This window comes from Microbacterium sp. LMI12-1-1.1, assembly GCF_040676455.1.
GTDB lineage: Bacteria > Actinomycetota > Actinomycetes > Actinomycetales > Microbacteriaceae > Microbacterium.
This window is the reverse complement of record NZ_JBEGIA010000001.1, coordinates 945396-966912: the sequence shown is the minus strand read 5'-3', so window position 1 is coordinate 966912 and position 21517 is coordinate 945396. Positions and strand designations below refer to the sequence as shown.

20 protein-coding genes are annotated in these 21517 nt (G+C 69.9%); 12 read left to right on the top strand and 8 right to left on the bottom strand.

What is annotated here, in order from left to right; genetic code table 11:
- Positions 1–121: 121 nt before the first annotated feature.
- Together MRBLMI12_RS04700 and MRBLMI12_RS04695 are read right to left on the bottom strand one after the other, a co-directional pair.
- Positions 122–928: an ABC transporter permease gene (locus tag MRBLMI12_RS04700; RefSeq protein WP_363354310.1), complete on the bottom strand. Its 807-nt coding sequence runs from the start codon at positions 926–928 to the stop codon at positions 122–124.
- A complete protein-coding gene (locus MRBLMI12_RS04695) occupies positions 925–1857 on the bottom strand; it encodes an ATP-binding cassette domain-containing protein (protein WP_349428616.1) in 933 nt (310 codons plus the stop codon). The genes MRBLMI12_RS04700 and MRBLMI12_RS04695 overlap by 4 nt, the downstream gene beginning before the upstream one ends.
- Positions 1858–1962: 105 nt before the next feature.
- Between MRBLMI12_RS04695 and MRBLMI12_RS04690 the strand changes: the two genes are divergently transcribed.
- The 5 genes from MRBLMI12_RS04690 to MRBLMI12_RS04670 all read left to right on the top strand — a co-directional run bounded on the left by MRBLMI12_RS04690 (position 1963) and on the right by MRBLMI12_RS04670 (position 4021).
- Complete coding sequence (locus tag MRBLMI12_RS04690; protein ID WP_363354308.1) at positions 1963–2892, top strand: TetR/AcrR family transcriptional regulator; 930 nt, start codon at positions 1963–1965, stop codon at positions 2890–2892.
- Between the two features lie 108 nt (positions 2893–3000).
- The gene (locus MRBLMI12_RS04685) at positions 3001–3192 is read left to right on the top strand and encodes a helix-turn-helix domain-containing protein (RefSeq protein ID WP_163618319.1); all 192 of its coding nucleotides are present in this window, start codon (positions 3001–3003) and stop codon (positions 3190–3192) included.
- Positions 3193–3275: 83 nt separating this feature from the next.
- A complete protein-coding gene (locus tag MRBLMI12_RS04680) occupies positions 3276–3374 on the top strand; it encodes a 30S ribosomal protein bS22 (protein ID WP_003792170.1) in 99 nt (32 codons plus the stop codon).
- An 88-nt stretch (positions 3375–3462) separates the two neighbouring features.
- Positions 3463–3756 carry a rhodanese-like domain-containing protein gene (locus MRBLMI12_RS04675; protein WP_363354306.1) on the top strand — a complete coding sequence of 98 codons (294 nt, stop codon included), beginning with the start codon at positions 3463–3465 and terminating at the stop codon, positions 3754–3756.
- A gap of 13 nt (positions 3757–3769) precedes the next feature.
- On the top strand, positions 3770–4021 hold the full coding sequence (locus tag MRBLMI12_RS04670) for a glutaredoxin family protein (protein ID WP_363354304.1): 252 nt from the start codon (positions 3770–3772) through the stop codon (positions 4019–4021).
- A gap of 79 nt (positions 4022–4100) precedes the next feature.
- Here MRBLMI12_RS04670 and MRBLMI12_RS04665 read toward each other — a convergent pair whose 3' ends face one another.
- The 4 genes from MRBLMI12_RS04665 to MRBLMI12_RS04650 form a co-directional block, all read right to left on the bottom strand.
- Complete coding sequence (locus MRBLMI12_RS04665; RefSeq protein WP_363354302.1) at positions 4101–4874, bottom strand: tyrosine-protein phosphatase; 774 nt, start codon at positions 4872–4874, stop codon at positions 4101–4103.
- A 162-nt stretch (positions 4875–5036) separates the two neighbouring features.
- On the bottom strand, positions 5037–6119 hold the full coding sequence (locus MRBLMI12_RS04660; RefSeq protein WP_363354300.1) for a ScyD/ScyE family protein: 1083 nt from the start codon (positions 6117–6119) through the stop codon (positions 5037–5039).
- A 149-nt stretch (positions 6120–6268) separates the two neighbouring features.
- Complete coding sequence (gene aspS / locus MRBLMI12_RS04655; protein ID WP_363354298.1) at positions 6269–7609, bottom strand: aspartate--tRNA(Asn) ligase; 1341 nt, start codon at positions 7607–7609, stop codon at positions 6269–6271.
- Between the two features lie 99 nt (positions 7610–7708).
- Entirely contained in the window at positions 7709–8734 is a 1026-nt protein-coding gene (locus MRBLMI12_RS04650; protein WP_363354296.1) for a LacI family DNA-binding transcriptional regulator, read from the bottom strand.
- Between the two features lie 243 nt (positions 8735–8977).
- On the opposite strand from MRBLMI12_RS04650, the gene MRBLMI12_RS04645 reads away from it, so the two are divergent.
- From MRBLMI12_RS04645 to MRBLMI12_RS04620, 6 genes are all read left to right on the top strand, one after another.
- Positions 8978–10252: an ABC transporter substrate-binding protein gene (locus tag MRBLMI12_RS04645; protein ID WP_363354294.1), complete on the top strand. Its 1275-nt coding sequence runs from the start codon at positions 8978–8980 to the stop codon at positions 10250–10252.
- Positions 10253–10315: 63 nt separating this feature from the next.
- Complete coding sequence (locus tag MRBLMI12_RS04640; protein ID WP_349428608.1) at positions 10316–11278, top strand: carbohydrate ABC transporter permease; 963 nt, start codon at positions 10316–10318, stop codon at positions 11276–11278.
- On the top strand, positions 11278–12186 hold the full coding sequence (locus MRBLMI12_RS04635; protein WP_349428607.1) for a carbohydrate ABC transporter permease: 909 nt from the start codon (positions 11278–11280) through the stop codon (positions 12184–12186). The genes MRBLMI12_RS04640 and MRBLMI12_RS04635 overlap by 1 nt, the downstream gene beginning before the upstream one ends.
- A complete protein-coding gene (locus MRBLMI12_RS04630; RefSeq protein ID WP_363354292.1) occupies positions 12186–14504 on the top strand; it encodes a beta-glucosidase family protein in 2319 nt (772 codons plus the stop codon). Before MRBLMI12_RS04635 ends, MRBLMI12_RS04630 begins: the two co-directional genes overlap by 1 nt.
- Positions 14501–15274 (top strand): ThuA domain-containing protein, encoded by a 774-nt coding sequence (locus MRBLMI12_RS04625; RefSeq protein WP_363354290.1) that lies wholly within the window; start codon positions 14501–14503, stop codon positions 15272–15274. The genes MRBLMI12_RS04630 and MRBLMI12_RS04625 overlap by 4 nt, the downstream gene beginning before the upstream one ends.
- A complete protein-coding gene (locus MRBLMI12_RS04620; protein ID WP_363354288.1) occupies positions 15271–16353 on the top strand; it encodes a Gfo/Idh/MocA family protein in 1083 nt (360 codons plus the stop codon). The genes MRBLMI12_RS04625 and MRBLMI12_RS04620 overlap by 4 nt, the downstream gene beginning before the upstream one ends.
- A gap of 35 nt (positions 16354–16388) precedes the next feature.
- On the opposite strand, the gene MRBLMI12_RS04615 is transcribed toward MRBLMI12_RS04620, so the two are convergent.
- Positions 16389–18569, bottom strand: coding sequence for an alpha-galactosidase (locus MRBLMI12_RS04615; protein ID WP_363354286.1), 2181 nt, complete (start codon positions 18567–18569; stop codon positions 16389–16391).
- Between the two features lie 66 nt (positions 18570–18635).
- Here MRBLMI12_RS04615 and MRBLMI12_RS04610 point away from each other — a divergent pair, with 66 nt between their 5' ends.
- Positions 18636–20486, top strand: coding sequence for a beta-L-arabinofuranosidase domain-containing protein (locus MRBLMI12_RS04610; protein WP_363354284.1), 1851 nt, complete (start codon positions 18636–18638; stop codon positions 20484–20486).
- On the opposite strand, the gene MRBLMI12_RS04605 is transcribed toward MRBLMI12_RS04610, so the two are convergent.
- Positions 20476–21501: a LacI family DNA-binding transcriptional regulator gene (locus MRBLMI12_RS04605; protein ID WP_363354282.1), complete on the bottom strand. Its 1026-nt coding sequence runs from the start codon at positions 21499–21501 to the stop codon at positions 20476–20478. The genes MRBLMI12_RS04610 and MRBLMI12_RS04605 overlap by 11 nt on opposite strands.
- Positions 21502–21517: the final 16 nt, after the last annotated feature.

Below are 21517 nucleotides of genomic sequence, written 5' to 3'. Positions count from 1 at the left end.
ACGAAACGCGCCGAGTCGACCTCTGTCGTCTGCTCGGGCGTTTCGTCATCTGCGTTTCGACTCGCAAGCTCGCTCAACGACCGGACCCGGGGGAGGATGACCCCGCGCAGCGGGACGGGCTCTACCGGCGCCCGGCCTTGCGGCGGAACAGCCAGGCACCCCAGACGAACGAGACGACGAGGATCCCGAGGCACCAGGCGATCGCCCACCCGACGGTGTCGTCGACGGGCGCTCCCATCAGGAGGCCGCGGATCGTCTCGATGATCGGAGTCACCGGCTGGTACTCCGCGACGCCCTGGAGCCACTCGGGCATCGTGTCGACCGGCACGTACGCGCTCGAGAGATACGGCAGGAACAGGATGATGAACCCGTAGCCGTTGGCGCCCTCGGGGCTGCCGGAGGCGAGCCCGATCGCCGCGAACAGGTACGTGATCGCGAGGATCCAGAGCGCGATCACCGCGACCGCGCCGAGCCAGCCCCACAAGCCCGCCGTCGGACGGAACCCCACGAGCAGTGCGACGCCGATCACGATCGCGGTCGCGAACAGGTTGCGCAGCAGACTCGCGACGACGTGTCCGGTGAGCACGGCGCTCGCGCGCACGGGCATCGTCCGGAACCGGTCGATGATGCCGGCCTTCATGTCGCCCGCGACGTAGACGGCGGTCGATGCGGCGCCGAAGCCGGCGCACGTGAGGATCACACCCGGCACGACGTAGTTGACGTAGTCGCCGGTGGGGTCGATCGCCCCGCCGAAGACCCACGTGAACATCAGCATGAGCATCACCGGCAGCAGGATCGCCATCAGCAGCGATTCGCCGTCGCGCAGCGAGTGCAGAAGGCTGCGCCCGACGAAGACACCCTCGGCGGTGAGGCCGGTCACCCGCGGACGCAGCGCGGGGAGGTTCGGCGAGGCGGTCACGGTGGTCATGCGATCTCCTTCATGGTGTCGGCCCGGCGGGCGTCGGCGCGCTCGCCGCGGCCGTCGGGGGTGGTGAGTGCGAGGAACACGTCGTCGAGGCTCGGTCGCCGCAGCGTGACGACGCCCTCGGCGCCCGACTCGTCGAGCACGTCGAGCGCGCGGCGCAGCCCGGTCACCGAGCCGTCGGTGGCGACTTCGCGGACGAGCTCGCCGTGCGCGTCGTGCAGCTCGACCGTGTCGCCGCCGATGCGGGACTTCAGCTGCGCGGCGGTTCCGGTGGCGACCACGCGGCCGCCGTCGAGCACGGCGATGCGGTCGGCCAGCTGGTCTGCCTCCTCGAGATACTGCGTGGTGAGGAAGACCGTGGTCCCCGCGTCGGCGAGCGAGCGGATGACGTCCCACAGTTCACGGCGGCTGCGGGTGTCGAGCCCCGTCGTCGGCTCGTCGAGGAACAGCACCTCGGGCGTGACGACGAAGCTGAGCGCCAGGTCGAGCCGTCGGCGCATGCCCCCCGAGTAGGTGCCGACGCGGCGGGATGCGGCATCCGTCAGTCCGAAGCGCTCGAGCAGCTCCGCGGCGCGTCTGCGGGCCGAGCGCCGGGAGAGCCCCGACAGGCGGCCCATCATGACGACGTTCTCGGTGCCGGTGAGGACGTCGTCCACGGCGGCGGCCTGGCCGGTCAGGCTGATGCGGCGCTTGACCTGCTCGGGAGCACGCGCCACATCGACGCCCGCGACCGTGGCGGTGCCGGCGTCGGGGTGGACGAGCGTCGTGAGGATGTTGATGGTCGTGGTCTTGCCGGCGCCGTTCGGGCCCAGGAGCGCGAAGACCTCGCCACGGGCGACGTGGAGGTCGAGACCGTCGAGCACGTGCTGGCGGCCGAACGTCTTTCGCAGGCCCTCGACGACGATGACCGGCGGAGCGGTGCGGTCGGGCATGGGACTTCCTCTCAGAGATCTGTGTATGGGCGAAACTGTGTACAGCATTAACTGTTTATGACGGTAACACACTGTTTACCTCATAAACAGTCTTAGACTGAGGGGATGACCGACGCCGTCGAGCCCGAGCTTCCGCGGGGCATCGCCCTCGCATGGGGCGTCGCCGCCAGTCCGCAGCGGGGTCCCAAGCGCGAGATGAGCGTCGAGCGCATCGTCGAGGCGGCGATGGAGATCGCGGATGCCGAGGGCCTGGGCGCCGTGTCGATGGCGGCGGTCGCGGCGAAACTCGGGTTCACGCCCATGTCGCTGTACCGGTACGTCACCGCGAAGGAAGACCTCGTGCTGCTCATGCAGGAGGAGGCCACCGGGTCGCCTTCGGAGGCGACGCGGGAGGCGGGTGGCTGGCGTGAGCGCCTGGAGGTGCTGTTCGGCGAGCAGCTGCAGCATTACCTGCGGCACCCCTGGGTCCTCGACATCCCGATCTCGGGCGTTCCGGCCACTCCCAACAGCGCAGCGTGGATGGATGCCGGGATCAGCGCGCTCGACGAGACGCCGCTGACCTACGAGGAGCGGTTGGCCGTGATGCTCCTGGTCACGGGCACGGCGCACTGGGCGGGCACGGTGCTCGCCGGGTATGCGCGCGTGGAACGCGAGCAGGGTGTCGGCAGCGACACGATCGCCCGCAACGAGGATGCGATGTTCCGGGCGCTCATCACCGCCGAGGCGTATCCCTCACTGCGGGCCGCGATCGAGGCGGGTGCGTTCCTGGACGACTCGGACCCGTTCTCCTTCGCGCTGGAGCGCGGCCTCGACGGGGTCGCCGCCTACATCGCCGCGGCAGCCGACGGCCGGCGGGGCGAGCGCAAGCAGTGGGTCACGCTCGACGATGCCGACATCGCCGACGACAAGAAGTTCCGCGAGGCCCAGAAGGCGGTGCGCCAGGCCGAGAAGGCGCTGCGCGACGCTCGCAAGCTCGAACGTCTGGCCGCGCGCGAAGCGCACGACCGCAAGACGCGCCAGCGGACCGATGCGTGAACCGGCATCATCCGCCACAGAAGTCACAGCCGTTCACACAGGCACCGTGTTTACACGCCGGTCCCGCGCGTTCTAGAGTGTGTGCAGCACTCCTGGGGAAGGAACGACATGGCTGAACTGTCCGATGTGCGCTTCCTCACGGTCGCCGAGGTCGCCGAGCTCATGCGCGTGTCGAAGATGACGGTGTACCGCCTGGTGCACTCCGGCGAGCTGCCCGCTGTCCGCTTCGGACGCAGCTACCGGGTCCCCGAGTCCGCCGTCACCGAGGCCCTGCAACGGCCGATCGCCGACGTCGGCTAGACTGATCCGAGGCATTTTCCGTAACTGCCCGTTCCCGGGCGCCGCACACGCCGCGCCCAGACCCCGACATAGTGAGGTTTTCCGTGGGTTCTGTCATCAAGAAGCGCCGCAAGCGCATGGCGAAGAAGAAGCACCGCAAGCTGCTTCGCAAGACTCGCCACCAGCGCCGCAACAAGAAGTAAGCGGCATCCGCACCAAGCGCCTGTCTTCGGACGGGCGCTTCGTGTATGCCTGCTCCGCCCGGCGGAGTCCGCGACCCGAGAGGCCGACATGAAGTCCATCACCGTTCAGCAGCTGCGTGAGCGCGCCGACACCCCGCTCATCGACGTGCGCGAGGTCGACGAGTTCGCCGCCGGGCATGTGCCCGGGGCGGTCAACATCCCGATGTCCGCGATCGGCGGCCGGCTCGACGAACTGCCCGACGGCGCGTTCGACGTCATCTGCGCGATCGGAGGCCGTTCGGGCCGCGTTGTCGAGGCCCTCGAGGCGCGTGGCTACGACGCCACCAACGTCGACGGCGGCACGAACGAGTGGATCGCCGCCGGCTACCCGGTCGAGGCGTGACGGCAGAGTCCGCGTGACCACGATCACCCTCATCGGCAAGCCGGACTGCCACCTGTGCGACGTCGCCCGCGAGGTCGTCGAGACGGTCGTGGCCGAGCTGCCCGAGGACGCCGTCGACGTCGAGGAGCTCTCGATCGCCGAAGACCCCGCGCTCTACGCGCAGTGGTGGGAGAAGATCCCGGTGGTGCTCATCGACGGAGAGCTGCACGGCCACTGGCGCGTGTCGCCCGACCGCCTGCGTGCCGCGCTCAGCACCGCGCGCTGATCTCGATTCTCCGCTCCGGCGCCCCCGCGCGACGCCCACGGCGCCATCCGAACCCGCTCGGCATACTCGACGAGAGCGGTCACGCGGTCAGCCGCGCGCGGAGCGCGTCGAGCTCCGCGTCGGAGAGACCACCCGACTGGAGGTAAGCGGCGGCGCCACCCTCGCCGTCGACCCATGTCAGCGCCTGTTCGATCGCTGCGGGAGGAGTCGCCGTCACCAGAGTGCGCAGGGAGTCGGTGATCGGCACGCCCATGGCGGTGATCGTGCCGAGCATGCTTTCGGCCCACGGTCCGGCCAGGTTCGCCTGAGAGGACGCGTAGTCGGCGACGATGGCGTCCCGCTCAGCGCCTGCGGCATCGAGCATGAGCGCGACCGCGACCCCGGTGCGGTCCTTGCCCGCGGTGCAGTGCACAAGCACCGCGGTCGGCTCGTCGTCGGTGGATGCGCCGACGAGGCGCGCGAGTCCTGCGAACGTCTCGGCGCCCTGGGCGAGCATCGACAGGTACAGCTCGCCGAGCGTGGGAAGCTGAGCCAGCACGGTCGCGAACGACTCCGGCGTCGCCGTCACCTCGTGGCCGACGCCGGGCTGGGGGAGCGCGCCCTCCAGGAGGGCCAGCGATTCGACCCGGAAGGAGCGCGACACGGGCAGTCGGTCGGGCGCCATCTGCTGCTCCATCGGGGTTCGGAAGTCGGCGATCACCCCGACCGCCGAGTCTGCGAGCTGCGCGAGCCCGTCGTCGGTGAGCGCGTTGAGAGCAGCCGACCGGTAGAGAACGCCGCTGCGGCTGACACCGCCTGAGGTCAGAGGCATCCCGCCCGTGTCGCGGAAGTTGAGCAGTCCCTCTATCGCCATGAGCTTCACCCTAGCCGCGCCGCGACGGAGTCTTCCGCATCGGGCGAAAGGCGCGCGAACGCGCGTTCCATCGTGCACGGGCAGCCGTCTGCTGCGCACGCGCGGCGCCCGGCCCGAGACGGGGTCCCGAACCGGGCGCTGGTCCTCAGCTGTGAGGGGACCTCAGCGCAGGTCGACCGCCAGCACCTCGCCGGCGCCGGCCGCGATGGAGCCGGTGCTGACATACGCCGTCGTGCCGTGTATCGCCACGCCGTACGGGGCGAACAGGCCGTCCAGCACCGCCGGGTGCTGCTCCGACCCCGGCACCACCTGGCGGAGCGAGCCGATCGGGTTCCCCTCGAGGAAGCTGCTGTCGCTCAGCTGCACGGCGTAGAGGGTCTGGTGCTGCCACGCAAGGCTCGTGACGTTGCTCAGGCCCGTCGCGTAGACGGTCGGCGACTGACCGGGGACGACGCGCCAGATCCGGGACTCGCCGACGGGGAAGGGGAAGCCGAGAAGCTCCGACACGTAGTACGCGCCGTCGGGTCCGGTGACGACGTTCGTCGGAACCGATTCGGCGGGAATCGGGTCGCCGCCCCACGGCGGGACTCCCATCGCCGGCGGGAGGACGGCGACCGTCTGGTCGGGGAGGTTCCCGCCCATCGTCACGATCGCGTTCGCGCCCGCGTCGGCGATGGTCCAGCGCTTGCTGTTCACGTCGGTGAAGCCGTTGGGATTGGAGTCGACCAGCCCGCCGTCGGGATTCACGGCGGCTTCGTAGGCGGTGACGTCCTCGGCGACGGTCAGGTCCTGTCCGATGCGACCGGTGAGCATCGTGCCCAGCTCGGCTCCGGCGGGTCCGAGCAGTGCGCGGGTCTCGAGGTTGCCGCCGAGGCCCATGAGCACCGAGATGTTGCTGCCGCGGACGCTCACTGCGGAGGGACCCGACGCAGCGGAGCCGTCGGCCCCGGCGAGCGACGGGAGGCCGGTGACGACGCGCGTCTGGGTGCCTCGCCGGATCTCGGTGACAGCGCCCGTGTCGCCGAGGCACACCGTCGCTTCCGGATCCTCCGGATTAGGAAGGCAGGCACCGTCTCCGCCCGTGCCGGCCTCGGCGACGTAGACGGTGCCCCCGGCGCCGATGGACAGCTGCCGGGGGTTGTCGAGGCCGGTGGCCACCACCGACGACTGACCGGCCGCGACGGCGGGCGCCCCGGCGGAGACGACCGCGATGGCGGCCGCCGTGGCGGTGACGAGAGCGAGCACGGCTCGCTTCTGTCGAGAACTCGAAATACGCATGCAAGGACTCCCAGCAGATGGATCGGCGAGGTGACGATGAGCCGTCACCGCGCACAGCATCCTCGGCTGGGAGGCCTGCCACAAGGGGGAAATCCCCGAAGGGATCCCCAAATCTGTTACGGGGCGAGGCGCGTCGGGCCGCGGAACAGGTACGTGACCTCGCGGATCGACGACTCGCCGAGCAGCAGCATCATGACGCGGGCGAGACCCATGCCGAACCCGCCGTGGGGCGGGGCGCCGTAGCGGAAGAAGTCGAAGTAGAAGTCGAGGTGCTCGGGCTCGAGACCCTTCTCCTTCGCCTGCTCGATCAGCACATCGACACGGTGCTCGCGCTGCGCGCCCGTGGTGATCTCGACGCCCTTGAAGAGCAGGTCGTACGACTTGGTGAGCCCGGTCTCCTCGTCGCGCATGTGGTAGAACGCGCGGATCTCGGGGTGGTAGTCGGTGATGAAGACGAACTGGTGGCCGTAGGTCTCCTCGACATACGCCGAGATCTGGCGCTCGCCCTCGGGGTCGAGGTCGCCGTCGGTGCGGGGGATCTCGTAGCCCCGGCTCTTCACGATCTCGCGCGCCTCGGCGAGCGGGATGCGCGGGAACGGGATGGCGGGCACCTGCACCTCGAGGCCGAACAGCTCCTCGATCTCGGCGCCGTGCTTGTCCTTGACCACCTGGAACGCCGTCTGCAGAAGCTCCTCCTGCATGCGGGCGACGTCTTCGTGCGAGTCGATCCAGCTGATCTCGGCGTCGATCGACGTGAACTCGGTCGCATGGCGCGAGGTGAACGAGGGGTCGGCGCGGAACGCGGGGGCGATCTCGAAGATCTTGCCGAAGCCGGCGACCTGCGCCATCTGCTTGAAGAACTGCGGCGACTGCGCGAGGTAGGCGGTCTGGTCGCCGAAGTACTCCAGCGAGAACAGCTCCGCGTTCGACTCGGATGCCGAGGCCATCAGCTTCGGCGAGTGCACCTCGATGTAGTCGCGCTCGATCCAGTACGAGCGGAAAGCGTGCTCGAGCGTGGTCTGCACCCGGAAGATGAGGTTGTTGCGCCGCTGGCGGAGGTCGAGGAATCGCCAGTCCATGCGCTTGTCCATGCCGCTGTCGGCGGCGATGGGCGTCTCGGGGAGGGCGGCGGCCGCGACGTCCAGCGCGCCGATCTTGATCTCGACGCCGCCGAGCTTGACGCGCTCGTCGTGCTTGAGCTCACCCGTGACCGTCAGGAAGGTGCCCGTGGCGAGGTTCGAGATGAGGTCGGTGAGGGCCAGTGCACCGGCATCCTGTTCCGAACCGTCCTCGGAGGGCCGGGTCGCCGGATTGAGCAGCTGCACCGCCCCGGTCTCGTCGCGAAGGATGGCGAACTGCACCTTCTTCTGGTCGCGGACGGTCTCGACCCATCCGGAGACGGAGACGGGGCCGTCGGCGAGGCCCTTGAGCTGGTTGACGAGAACGCGTTCAGTCACGAGGGACAAGTGTACGTGGGGCTGCGCACCCCGCCTGTCGGTGCCGTCCGAAGCATCGACGGCGTGGCAGATGCACAGTGGTGCGGGTGAGCATCACGCTCAGAGCGACTCCCGGCGCACGATCGACGTCGGCAGCACCTGGACCTTCTCTGCGGGCAGGCCCCGGATGGTGGCGATCAGCGTGTCGGCCGCAGCCCGCCCCATCTCCTCGAGCGGCTGGCGCACGGTGGTCAGCGGCGGATCGGATGTGCTCGCGATGAGGACGTCGTCGAATCCGACCACCGAGACGTCGGTCGGCACGCGGCGTCCCGCGGCCTGGAGCACCCGGATCGCACCGGCGGCCATCAGGTCGGATGAGGCGAAGATCCCATCGAGATCGGGCGCCCGCTGCAGCAGCCGCGCCATGGCGGCCGTGCCGCTGTCGAGCGTGAAATCGCCATGCACGATGGGTCCGGGCGTCAGGCCGTGCCGCGCGAGCTCGTCGGTCCATCCGCGTGTGCGCTCACGTGCCTGCTCCAGATCGAGGGGGCCTGTGATGATGCCGATCGAGCGACGGCCCGCCTCGACGAGAGCGCGCGCTGCCAGCACGCCGCCGCCGTAGTTGTCGGAATCGATGACGATCGGATCCGGGCCGATGTCGGCGTGAGGGCGACCCACCCACGCGATGGGCACGGGGGAGTCGGCGAGTCGCTCGACCAGGTGCGTGATCTCGTGCTGCAGGATCACGATCGCCCCGTCGAGGGCGCCGGAGCGCAGGAAGCGGGGGATCCGGTCGAGGTCCTCATGGTCGGCGGGCAGGAGGACGGGCTGCACCTCGCCCGCCGACAGTCCCTTGGCCGCGCCCTTCAGCACGGCGGTGAAGAAGGTGCCGCTCAGGCTTCCGAGCTCGTCGAAGGCGATCACGAGGCCGATCGCCCCGGCGCGTCCGCCCCGCAGCACTCGCGCGGCGAAGTTCGTCTCGTAGCCCAGACGCCGGGCCTCGCGCTCGACCGCCGCCGCCATCGCGGTGTCCACATTCGTCGCGCCGGCGAGCACGCGGGCGGCGGTCGCGCGGGAGACCCCCGCGGCCTGCGCGACGTCGACGATGGTGGGTCTGACCATGGCTCCCCCCGTGAGCGTGGGCATGGCGGAGAAGATCGTTCTCTCGTCGTCTCCATCATTGCATGGGTGGGGGTCGTTCCGCGGGTCGGACGCGCGGAAATCAGCCCGATGTGGAGGCTGAGTGCGACCAGGGCGCCACTGGGAATTCGTTCCAGGGTTGCCGCCGGCCCGGTAGGGCGGCTACTGTGGCCATCGCTGAGAGATCGATCTCTCAGCATCGGAGCCAAACCTCCCGCAGCCACATGTCCCCGAAGAAGAGGAGCTGTTGTGAATCGTCGCAAACTGGCCCTGCCCATCGCAGCAGTCGGTGCACTCGCGCTGGTGCTGTCCGGATGCTCGGGAGGATCGGGCTCCGGCTCCGACGATCCCGACGCCGAATTCGAGTTCTGGTCGTTCACCGGCATCGGCCAGAAGGACTCGGTCGATCGCTACCTCGAGGAGATGCCCGACGCCAAGGTGAAGCTGTCGGAGGTCGGCAGCACGACCGAGACCGCCACCGCGCTGACCGCGGCCCTCGCCGGTGGCCGCGTCCCCGACCTCGTGATGATCCAGAACGACGATCTGCCCAAGTTCGTGGAGAACCCGGGCAACTTCGTCGACCTGCGCACGCTCGGCGGCGACGATGTCGGCGACGACTACCTGGACTGGGCGGTCGACGCCGCCACCGCCGATGACGGCTCGCTGATCGGCATCCCCACCGATGTGGGCGGCCTGAGCTTCGCCTACCGTGCCGATCTCTTCGAAGCGGCCGGCCTGCCGACGGATCCGGCAGAGGTCGCGCAGATGTGGTCGTCGTGGGACGACTTCATCGCCATGGGCGAGCAGTACACGGCTGCCACGGGCCAGCCGTTCGTGGACAACGTCGAGACGTCGGTGTTCTTCTCCACCGTCAACCAGGTCACGGAGAAGTACTACTCCCCGGACGGCGAGCTCATCTTCGACACCAACCCGCAGGTCGAGGAGGCGTTCGACGTCGCCGTGCGCGCGTACGACGCCGGCATCAGCGCCAACATCCCGGCATGGTCGTCGGGCTGGGCGCCGGGCAAGGCCAACGGCGCCTTCGCGGTGACCACGGCGCCGTCATGGATCCTGTCCGGGCTCAAGAACGACGCCCCCGACACGGAAGGCGACTGGCGGATCGCGTCCATCCCGGGTGTCGGCGGCAACTGGGGCGGCAGCGTCATCGCCATCCCCGCCCGTGCCGACAACAAGGCGGCGGCGTGGCAGTACATCGAGACGATGCTGTCGCCGGAAGGTCAGACGGAGCACTTCGCGCAGACCGGAACCTTCCCCGCGGCCGAAGCGGCGCTCGAGAGCGACGAGGTGAAGGGCTACACGGACCCGTTCTTCGGCGACTCGGCCATCGGCACCACCATCAGCGAGTCCGTGCTGCAGTTCAACTCGTTCTACAACGGCCCCGACACCAGCGCGATCGGCGGAGCCCTGCTCAACGCGCTCGTCGACATGCAGGCCGGCAACGTCGACCCGGCCGACGCCTGGGAGACCGGCGTGGCCAGCGCGAAGGCCGCCATCGGGGGCTGAGCCCCACCCGACCAGCGGTGGCCCGGCCATGGGCCGGGCCACCGCCCCGACCGAGGCAGGAAGATGACCGCCACCGCCACCGCCATCCCCGTCCAGAAGATCCGCCGGGGAGACCGGCCACCCTCCCGGAAGATCCGGCACCCGCTCGCGGAGCGGATCGCGCCCTACGTCTACATCGCGCCGTTCTTCGTGCTGTTCGCGATCTTCGGCCTCTTCCCGCTGCTCTTCACGTTCTATGTCGCGCTCTTCGACTGGAACCCGATCGGCGAGCAGACGTTCGTCGGGCTGGCGAACTTCGAGCGGCTCGTCCAGGACCCCCGGTTCTGGAACGCGTTCGTCAACACCTTCGGCATCTTCCTCATCTCGACGATTCCGCAGCTGCTCCTGGCGCTCGGCCTCGCGCACCTGCTGAACCACGCGATGCTGAAGTTCGCGAACTTCTTCCGCATGGCGCTGCTGGTGCCCTACATCACCTCGGTCGCCGCGACGGCGCTGGTGTTCGCGCAGATCTTCGACAAGAACTTCGGGCTGATCAACTGGGTGCTCGGGTGGTTCGGGATCGGCGAAGTCAACTTCCTCGCCTCGCAGGTCGGCTCGTGGATCGTGATCTCGTCGATGGTGATGTGGCGGTGGTTCGGCTACAACACCCTCCTGTACCTCGCCGGTCTCCAGGCGCTGCCGCGGGAGATGTACGAGGCGGCCTCGGTGGACGGGGCATCGAACTGGCAGCAGTTCATCCACCTGACGATCCCGTCGCTGCGCCCGATCATCATCTTCACGGTCATCATGTCGACCATCGGCGGGCTGCAGATCTTCACCGAACCGCTGCTGGTCGCCCCCGAGTCGGGTCTCACCTGCGGCGGCGGGCGGCAGTGTCAGACGCTCGCCCTCTTCCTTTACGAGCAGGGCTTCGGACAGTTCGAGTTCGGCTACGGCTCCGCCATCGGCGTCGCACTGTTCGTGATCGTCGTCGTGGTCTCGCTCATCAACTTCTTCCTGACCACCCGCACCCGGAGGGCACGCTGATGTCCGATGTCATCGACCAGGCCATTCCGCAGACGCCGGAAGAGGCGCTCGCGCAGCCCGAGAAGACACCGTCGCGTCGCGGCGGACGCCTGGGCCGCGTGCCCTGGCCCGTGTACGCCATGCTCATCGTCGCGGTCGTCATCAGCGTCTTCCCGCTGTACTACATGTTCGTGATCGCATCGGTGGGAGCCTCCGCGGTCACCTCGATCCCGCCGCGGCTCTACCCGGGATTCAACTTCTTCGAGATCGCCGCCAAGGTGTTCGAGACCGTGCCGTTCTTCCAGTCGCTGCTCAACAGCGTGATCGTGTCGCTGGCCATCGCGGTGATCGCCTCGCTGCTCTGCGCGCTCGCCGGATTCGCCTTCGCGAAGATGCACTTCCCCGGCCGCAACGCGCTGTTCCTGATCGTGCTGCTGACGATGACGGTGCCGGCGCAGCTCAGCGTCATTCCGCAGTACCTGATCATCTCGTGGCTCGACTGGGTCGACACCCTGCAGGCGATCATCGTCCCCGGGCTCGCCAGCGCGTTCGGCATCTTCTGGATGCGTCAGCACATGGCCACGACGCTGAGCGACGAACTCATGCAGGCGGCGCGGATCGACGGGGCGAACAGCTGGCAGATCTTCTGGCGCATCGGCTTCCCCGTGGTGCGGCCGGCTGCGTTCGTGCTGGGCCTCATCACCTTCACCGCGGTGTGGAACGACTTCATGTGGCCGTTCATCGTGCTCAAGTCGCCGGAGCTGTTCACGGTGCAGATCGCACTGAAGCAGCTGCAGGCCAACCGCACCATCGACCTGGCGCTGACGATGGGCGGCTCCTTCATGGCGACGCTGCCGCTGCTCATCGTCTTCTTCTTCGTCGGGCGGCGAATGGTCGCCGGCATCATGGATGGGGCGTTCAAGGGCTGATGAGCGCGCACGCCGATGTCATCGATCAGGGTCGATGGCGGGACACGACGCTGAGCGCGCGTGAGCGCGCGCAGGCACTCGTCGACGAACTGACCCTCGAGGAGAAGGTCGCCCAACTCGGTTCCGTCTGGCTGACGGATGCCGCGGACGACTTCGCCCCGACCCTGGAGGGCGGTCTAGCGACCGAGGGCACCGATCCCTTCGCCCACGGGCTCGGTCAGCTGACGCGCGTGTTCGGCACCGCGCCGGTGAGCGTGCGCGAGGGCGTGACGCGACTGCGCGAGCTGCAGTATCGCGTCGTGGCGAACCAGCGGCTCGGCATCCCGGCCCTCGTCCACGAGGAGTGCCTCACCGGCCTCGCGGCGTTCGGAGCCACGGCCTTCCCGACGCCACTGGCGTGGGCGGCGACATTCGACGAGGAGCTCGTGCGCGACATGGCCCGGGCGATCGGCGACGACATGCGCGCGATCGGCGTGCATCAAGGCCTCGCCCCCGTCCTGGACGTCGTGCGCGACTACCGGTGGGGTCGGGTCGAGGAGACCTTGGGAGAAGACCCCTACGTGGTCGGGCAGCTGGGTGCGGCGTACGTCGCCGGTCTGGAGGGCGCGGGCGTCGTCGCCACCCTGAAGCACTTCGCCGGATACGCGGCGTCGCGGGCCGCGCGCAATCACGGACCGGTGAGCATGGGACCGCGGGAGTTCGCCGACACCGTGCTGCCGCCGTTCGAGACGGCGCTGCGCCAGGGCGGTGCGCGCAGCGTGATGACCTCGTACACCGATGTCGACGGTATCCCGAGCACCGCGAACCGGCAGCTGCTCGACGGCGTGCTGCGCACCGAGTGGGGTTTCGATGGGACCGTGGTCGCCGACTACTGGGCCGTGCCGTTCCTGGTGTCGATGCACCGGGTCGCCGCCGACGGACCCGCGGCCGGTGCCCTCGCGCTCCGTGCCGGCGTCGACGTGGAGCTGCCCTCGACCGTCGCGTACGCCGCCCTGTCGCGCCTCGTGCGCGAAGGTGTCGTGGACGAGAGCGACATCGACCGCGCAGCGGTGCGCCACCTGCGCCACAAGATCGAAGCCGGCCTGCTCGATCGCGGGCCCGTCGTGCCCGACGGAGCGGAGGATGTGCTGCTGGACACCCCGCGCAACCGCGCCATCTCTGCGGCGCTCGCCGAGGAGTCGATCATCCTGCTGAGGGACGATGGGATGCTGCCGCTCGCCGAAGCGCGACGGATCGCGCTGATCGGCCCCGCCGCCACGGAGTACCGCAGTCTGCTCGGCTGCTACGCGTTCCCCAATCACGTGCTCACCAAGTACCCCGGCCACGCCCCGGGCATCGACATCCCGACGATCGAGGACGCCGTGCGCGCTGAGTGGGGAGACGCCCGGGTCCGCTCCGAGCGTGGCTGCGAGATCGTCGGCGACGAGGAGGTGCGGATCGACGAAGCGGTCGCGCTCGCCCGCGACAGCGACGTCGCCGTACTCGTCGTCGGCGATGTCGCCGGCCTGTTCGGGGCCGGGACGTCCGGCGAGGGGTGCGACGCGCCCCACCTGCGGCTGCCGGGCCGCCAGGACGACCTGGTCCGTGCGGTGCTGGCGACCGGGACGCCGACAGTGCTCGTCGTCGTCTCGGGGCGCCCGTACGCGCTCGGCGATTACACCGAGGCGGGAGCGATCGTGCAGGCATTCTTCCCGGGTGCGGACGGTGCGGCGGCCGTCGCCGGCGTGCTCTCCGGCCGCATCGCGCCCAGCGGGCGGCTCCCCGTCCAGATCCCGCGTTCTCCCGAGGCGACCGGCACGTACTTGCAGCCGCCTCTCGGTCGCCACAACCGCGGCATCACCGTCGCCGACCCCACGCCGCTGTTCCCGTTCGGCTTCGGGATGACGCCTGGCCGGATCGTCTACGAGAGCATCGAGACGCCGGCAGTGCTGCCGACCGGCGGCGCCGCGGAGGTGGCGGTTGTCGTGCGCAACGACGGTGCGGATGCCATCGAGGTCGTGCAGCTGTATGCGTCCTTCCCCTCCGGTCCGATCGTCCGCCCGGATGTCCAGCTGGTGGGCTTCGCGCGCATCCCGGTCCCCGCCGGCGCGCGACGCACCGTGCGGTTCACCCTCGAGGCCGCCCGGCTCGCGGCGACGGGCACTGACAACAGGCTCGCCGTCGAGCCCGGCGTCGCGGTACTCTCGGCCGGCCCTTCGGCGGCGGAGCGTCCGATCGAGACACGCGTGCGTCTGGCGGGGCCCCGGCGCGTCCTGCTGGCGCGGGCCGGCCGGACGGCATGGGATGTAGACGCGACCGAAGCGAAGGAGACAGCATGACGCAGACGCGGGGCATCCGGGTCCTGGTGTGGGGCGAGAACCACCATGAGAAGCACGATGAGGTGCCACGCCGCCTGTACCCAGACAGCATGCACGAGACGATCGCCGCCGGACTGCGCTCGCTCCTCGGCCCCGACAGCGTCGTCGACACGGCGACGCTCGACGATCCGGAGCACGGCCTGAGCGCCGACCGCCTGGAGCAGACCGATGTGCTCTTCTGGTGGGGGCACGTGCGACACGACGCCGTCGACGACGCCGTGGTGGAGCGGGTTCATCGCGCCGTCCTCGGCGGCATGGGGCTGGTGGTGCTCCACTCCGGGCACTTCTCCAAGATCTTCATCCGCCTGATGGGGACGACGTGCAGCCTCCGATGGCGGCAGGGGGATGACCGCGAACTGGTGTGGACGGTATCGCCGAACCATCCGATCGCCGCCGGCGTGCCGCATCCGATCGTCATTCCCGCCCAGGAGATGTACGGCGAGTTCTTCGACGTGCCCGCCCCCGACGAGCTCGTGTTCGTCTCCAGCTTCAGCGGGGGAGAGGTGTTCCGGTCCGGGATGACCTTCTCCCGCGGACGCGGGCGCATCTTCTACTTCTCTCCGGGCGATCAGGATTACCCCGTCTACCACCAGCCGGAGATCCAGCGGGTCCTCGCCAACGCGGCCGGATGGGCGTTCCAGGACCGGCCGCGGGACCTTCCGCACCTGACGATGCACCGCACGGGCGAGTTCGACACGCCTCGCGAGTGGAACGGCGAGGTGCTGACATGAGAGAGGTCGTCCTCGTCGGTGCGGGAGGGATGGGCCGCGCGTGGATGGACGTGATCGAGCGACGCCCTGATCTGCGCGTGAGCGCGTTGGTGGACGTCTCGGTCGCCGCCGCGCAGGCGGCGGCGCGCGAGCGGGGCTGGGACGTCCCGTGCGTCGCCACGGTCGCCGAGGCGTTCGCCGCCGTGGAGCCGCCGAGCATGCTGCTCAACGTCACGATCCCCGAGGCCCACCGGGCGGTCAGTGAAGCGGCGCTGCGCGCCGGTGTGCCGCTGCTCAGCGAGAAGCCGGTGACCCCGACGGTCGCGGACGCCCTCGCCCTCGCCGCCGTGAGCGAACAGCAGGGAGTCCTCCTCGCGACCAGCCAGTCGCGGCGACACCTGGCGGGTCTGCGCGCGTTCCGCGACGCCGTGGCGGCGTACGGCGGCGCGGGCCAGCTCGACGCCGCGTTCTTCCAGAACCCGCGTTTCGGCGGCTTCCGCGATGAGATGGACTCGCCGCTGCTCATCGACATGGCGATCCACACGTTCGATCAGGCGCGATACGTGCTCGGCAGTGAGCCGGCGTCCGTCTACTGCGAGGAGTTCTCGCCGCCGTGGAGCTGGTATCGCGGGGGTGCCGCTGCCCAAGCGGTCTTCCGCTTCACCGATGGGGCGAGGTTCGCGTACTCCGGAAGCTGGTGCGCCGACGGCCTCACCACGTCGTGGAACGGCGCCTGGCGCGCGAGCGCGGCGGGCGGCTCGGTCGAGTGGGACGGCGAGCAGGCGGTCCGTGCGCAGGACGCCCACGACGTCCCGCAGACGCTGCAGCCCGTCGAGCAGGTGGAAGGGCTCGATGCCGCCCTCGCCGAGTTCCTGCAGGCGCTGGACGGCGGGCCGCTGCCGTCGGGTGAGATCCACGCGAACATCTGGAGCCTTGCGATGGTGGAGGCAGCCGTCGCGTCGGCGCGGTCCGGCGCCCCGGTGCTCCTCGACGAGGTGTTCGCGCGGGCAGCGGCGGCGTGCGTGGCCGAGGCGCGCAGCAGCGGTGACGACGACACCGCCGACCTCGTGGCGTCGTGGGGCGGTGCCCCGCCGCGGTGACGTCGGCTCGGCGGTGCGCGCCGCCGCCGTGACCCTCAGTCGGCCGCCTGCAGGTGCACCACGGCGGCGCGCTCGGGGTGGAACGTGGGGAACTCCAGGCCGACTCGGCTGAGCAGGGCGCCGCTCAGGACGGGGGCAGGACCGTGTTCGTCGAGACCCGGCGCCCCCAGCCATCCCGGCACCTGCCACGGGGGTCCGAGCGACTCCGGCGCGTCCACCGCGATCCGGTAGTGGCGCTCGGGAGCGAGGCCGGTGAGTCTCACGCGCGCCAGGGCGTCCGGGCTCGTCGCCGGCGTCACGATGGTGTACAACGCCTCCGTCCCCTCCGGCGAGACGACTCCTCGTACCGCGGGCGCGGAGTGGTCGGCAGGCCCGCCGACGGCGCGCCCCGTCGAGATGAGGCGTCGGTGCCTGCGGTAGAGCGAGATCCAGGACGAGAGCGTCTCGCGGTCGGCGTCCTCGAGGCCTCGGATGTCCCATTCGATCCCGAAGTGGCCGAGCAGCGCGACCGCGCACCGGTAGTGCAGGCTGGAGGTGCGTCCCGTCGTGCTGGAGACCGCCGAAGCAACGTGCGAGCCCATCATCTCGGGCGGCACCAGGAGCCCGGTCCATCGCAGGATGTGGAACCGGTCGATCGGGTCGTGGCTGTCCGAGGGATGGATGCGGTCGGTGCGCTCGAGGATGCCGAGATCGACGCGTCCGCCGCCCGAGGCGCAGCTCTCGATCTCGAGGTCGGGGTGGCGAGCCCGCAGCTCGTCGATGAGCCGGTAGACGGCAAGCGTCTGCTCGTGCACGGCAGGAGCGCCGCTCACGGGGTGACCGGCCTCGACGAGATCTCGATTGTGGTCCCACTTCAGATAGCTCACGCCGATCGAGGTGACGAGATCGTCGAGCCGTTCCAGGATGTGGGAGTAGGCCTCGGGGTGCGTCAGATCGAGCACCTGCTGGAACCGGTAGCGCGGCGGAAGCTCCGGTCGCGCGCGGAGGATCCAGTCGGGATGCGCGCGGGCGAGGTCGGAGTCCTCGTTGATCATCTCGGGTTCCACCCAGAGCCCGAACTCCATGCCGAGCTGTCGGACGCGGTCGGCCAACGGCCGCAGGCCGTCGGGCCAGCCCACCGGATCGGGCGTCCAGTCGCCCAGCCCCGAGCGGTCATCCCGGCGGCCGCGGAACCAGCCGTCGTCGAGCACGTACCGCTCCACGCCGAGTTCGGCGCCGCGTTCGGCGAGATCGATGAGCGTTGCCGGATCCTGGTCGAAGTACACCGCCTCCCAGACGTTCAGCGTGACCGGGCGCTCCCGTCGCGACGACCGCGACCTGGCGCGCAGGTGGTCGTGATAGCGCGACGCCGCACTGTCCAGTCCGTCGCCGTAGCTGCCGTAGACCCAAGGTGTGACGTACTCCTCGCCCGTCGAGAGCCGGATCTCTCCCGGCAGCAGCAGTTCGCCGCCCCGGAAGGCGAGGAAGCCGTCACCGCGCTCGATGGCGTGCTCGTGATTCCCGCTGAAGCCGACGTGGCAGACCCACACCTCGCCGGCATCCGACGCGAACCCTGGAACGCCGGCGGCGATCACCGTCGTGGCGTCCAGGCCCGTGCGCCCACGGCGGGAGGGGCGGGAGTGGATGCCGCGGACGATGGGATGCCGCTGCGGGATCCGCTCGTGAGCCCAGCGTCCGGAGAAGTCGAGGACCTCGCCGGCACGCAGCGGAAGGGGCAGCGACAGCATCACCTCGGCGATCTCGAGCGGGGCTTCGTCCTCGCCGGTGTTGCGGATGATAGCACGTGTTCGCAGCAGTCCACTCGCGCTGAGATCGATCTCCAGATAGAACTCGATCTGTGCCCAGTCGTCGCGTGCGTCGACGACGACGCTGCCCGCGCCGACGGTGGCCACACCCGTCTCGACGGGCATGCCGGCGACTCGGATCGGCGCGGCGTGGAAGCGGGGAGCCCAGGCGGCACCCGCTCGATGCGCGCTCAGCCCGGGTCGGCCGAACCAGCCGCGGCTGTGCTCCGGCAGGATCGTCGCGTGGTACGGAACATCGGAATCGGTGGAAAGACCGGGCCTTTCCTCCGCCATGACGAAGCCTTGAAGATCATCGGCACTCACATCGATGCGAGCGCCCCAGTGGACGATTCTGGGCAGGCTCGCTGCCTGCTGGGCCACCACGAGCGAGACGTCGCCGGCCGACAGGTGGGCGATGCGCACATCATTCATAAGACCCATTGTGCAGGGTCGGCGATCGCGAGGTACAGTCAGAGATCGATCTCACAGGAGAGAACCATGCCCCTCGAAACCTCCACCGCCGTCGCTCTCGCTCCCGGCGCGGTGCGCCTGACGAGCGGCGACGTCGACCGGCGCCGGCGACGCAACCGCGAATATCTGGTCTCGCTCACCGAGCGCAACCTGGTGCAGAACCACCTCATCGAGGCGGGGATCGGCGACCAGCTGTGGCATCTGCATCCGTCGCGAGAGGGGCATGCCGATCGTGGACTCGACCGTCACTGGGGGTGGGAGACGCCTGGGTCTCTCCTGCGCGGCCACTTTCTCGGGCACTGGATGTCGGCGGCGGCACGCGAGGTGGCGGCGACGGGCGATGCCGTCCTCCGGGGCAAGCTCGACAACGTCATCCGGCTCCTGGCCGAGTGCCAGGAGGAGAACGGCGGCGCCTGGGTCTTCGCCACACCGCGGTCGTTCCTGCGCCGACTGGGCGAGGGGCGGGAGACCTGGGCGCCGCAGTATGCGATCCACAAGACCTTCATGGGTCTCATCGACGTCTACCGCGACCTGGGCGACGAGAGGGCTCTGACGATCGCGCATCGCGCGGCGGGAACGATCGCAGAGTGGGCACGTGGCTTCGGCACGGCGCGGTTCCAGGAGATCCTGGACGTCGAGACGGGCGGGATGCTCGAGGTCTGGGCGGATCTGCTCGAGGCGACAGGCGACGGCCTCTACCGGGAGCTGCTCGACCGCTACTGGCATGCGTCGCTGTTCGATCCACTGCTGGACGGCCAGGACGTTCTGACCAACATGCACGCCAACACGACCATCCCCGAGGTGCTCGGCGCCGCGCGCGCCTACGAAGTGACGCGAGATGAGCGGTGGCGTCGGGTCGTGGAGGCCTACTGGGAGTGGGCGGTGATCCGCCGGGGAACCTTCTGCACGGGCGGCCAGACGTCGGGCGAGATCTGGACACCGCCGTTCGAGTTCGCAGCGCGACGCGGATCGAAGACCCAGGAACACTGCGTCGTGTACAACATGATTCGCCTCGCCGACGTTCTGTTCCGCTGGAGCGGTGCCGCCGGGCCGCTGGACTACATCGAGACCAATCTCTACAACGGGCTGCTCGCTCAGCAGAACCCCGAGACGGGGATGGTGACCTACTTCCTCCCGCTTGAGGGTGGGGGACACAAGGCATGGGGCACTCCCACCGAAGACTTCTGGTGCTGCCACGGAACTCTCGTGCAGGCGCACACCCGTCTCGCCCAGCTCGCCGTATACGCCGGCGCGGACGACGTCGTGACCGTGGCGCAGTACCTGCCGGTCCGCGCCGAGGCGGCCGTCGCCGGGCGCGCCGTCGGCGTCGAGATCCGGCTTCTCGATGACGCCGGGTACGTCGGTCCGGACGCGAACGCCGGCCCCGGTGGTGACCGTCACCGCCCACGTGCGCTGCGGGCACGCGTCACCGTGACATCCGGCGGAACCGACGCGGTGCGCCTGAGGCTCCGTGTGCCGGCATGGACCGACCGTGAGCCCGTCGTGCGCACGTCCGCCCGATGGCACCGAGCGGGCGCTTGGCTGGAAGTCGACCACCCGGGCGGGGAAACCAGCATCGACCTCGAGTTCCCGCTGACGCTGCGCGCGGTGCCGATCCCCGATGAGCCTTCGACGATCGCCTTCGTCGAGGGCCCGGTCGTCCTCGCTGGTCTGGTCGACCGCGAAGTCGCCCTTCGCGGGGATGCCGGCGATCCCACCACGATGCTCGCGCCCGACGACGAGCGCCAATGGACCCAATGGCTCGTGCGGTATCGCTCGATCGGCCAGGATGCCGCCATCCGGTTCCTGCCGTTGCACGAAGTGATCGACCAGCGGTTCTCGATCTACTTCCCGGTGCGCTCGACGGTCAGTCGCTGAGCGTCAGGCGCGTGGACCCGCGCTCCACGAGCTCCGTCGGCATGACCACAGCTTCGGTCTCCACCGACTCGCCCGCCGCGGCGCGGGCCAGGATGTGCACCGCGGCGGCTGCCATCTCGCGGATCGGCTGGCGGATGGTGGTAAGCGGGGGGTGCAGCCAGCGGGCGCCGCGCACATCGTCGAAGCCGATGACGAGGACGTCTCGGGGGATGCTTCGTCCGCTGTCGGAGATCGCGCGGTAGGCGCCGGCCGCCATCTCGTCGGAACAGGCGAACACGCCGACCGGCCCCTCGCCGCCGAGCTCGGAGAGTGCGCGCGCGCATGCCCGTCGGGCGTCCCATGCGCTCCAGTCGGCGCTCGTCCGCACGAACTCGGCGTCCGGGGCGATCTTCTGGAGCGCGCTCGCGAAGCCCTCGACGCGCGCGCGTCCGTAGCGGTAGGAAGGGGCGCCGCCGATGACGATGAATCGGCGCGCGCCGCGCTCGACGAGGTGCTCGGCGGCGGCCTCGCCGCCGGCGCGATCGGTGGTCCGCACGCTGGGAAGCGGGCGGGACGCCTCGGAGGGGGGCTCCATCAGCACGAGCGGGATGCCGGCGCGGCGCATCGCGGCGATCTGAGTGCTGGTCGGCACGATGAGTCCCACGATGACCCCCGCGGAGCCGCGCGACCGGATCCGCGCGGGCCAGTCCTCGGCGGGATCCTCCCGCTCGGCCGTGAGCACGAGGTCGAAGCCGAGCTGCGACGCGGTCGTGCGCGCGCCCGCGGTGATCTCCTCGGTGTACGGGTCGTGGAAGTGACCGAGCACCAGATCGAACATCAGGGACGTGCCGCGCCGCGGGCGCCCGCGCACCTGCCCGGCGGGCCGGTATCCGAGCTCGGTCGCCGAGCGCAGCACGCGTGCGCGGGTCTCGGCGGCCATCTCCCCGCGTGCGCGGAGAGCTCGCGAGGCCGTGGCGATGCTCACCCCGGCCCGCTCGGCTACGGCGGTCAGAGTGACGCGATCTGCGGGTGGCATGGGTCCCATTTTGCGC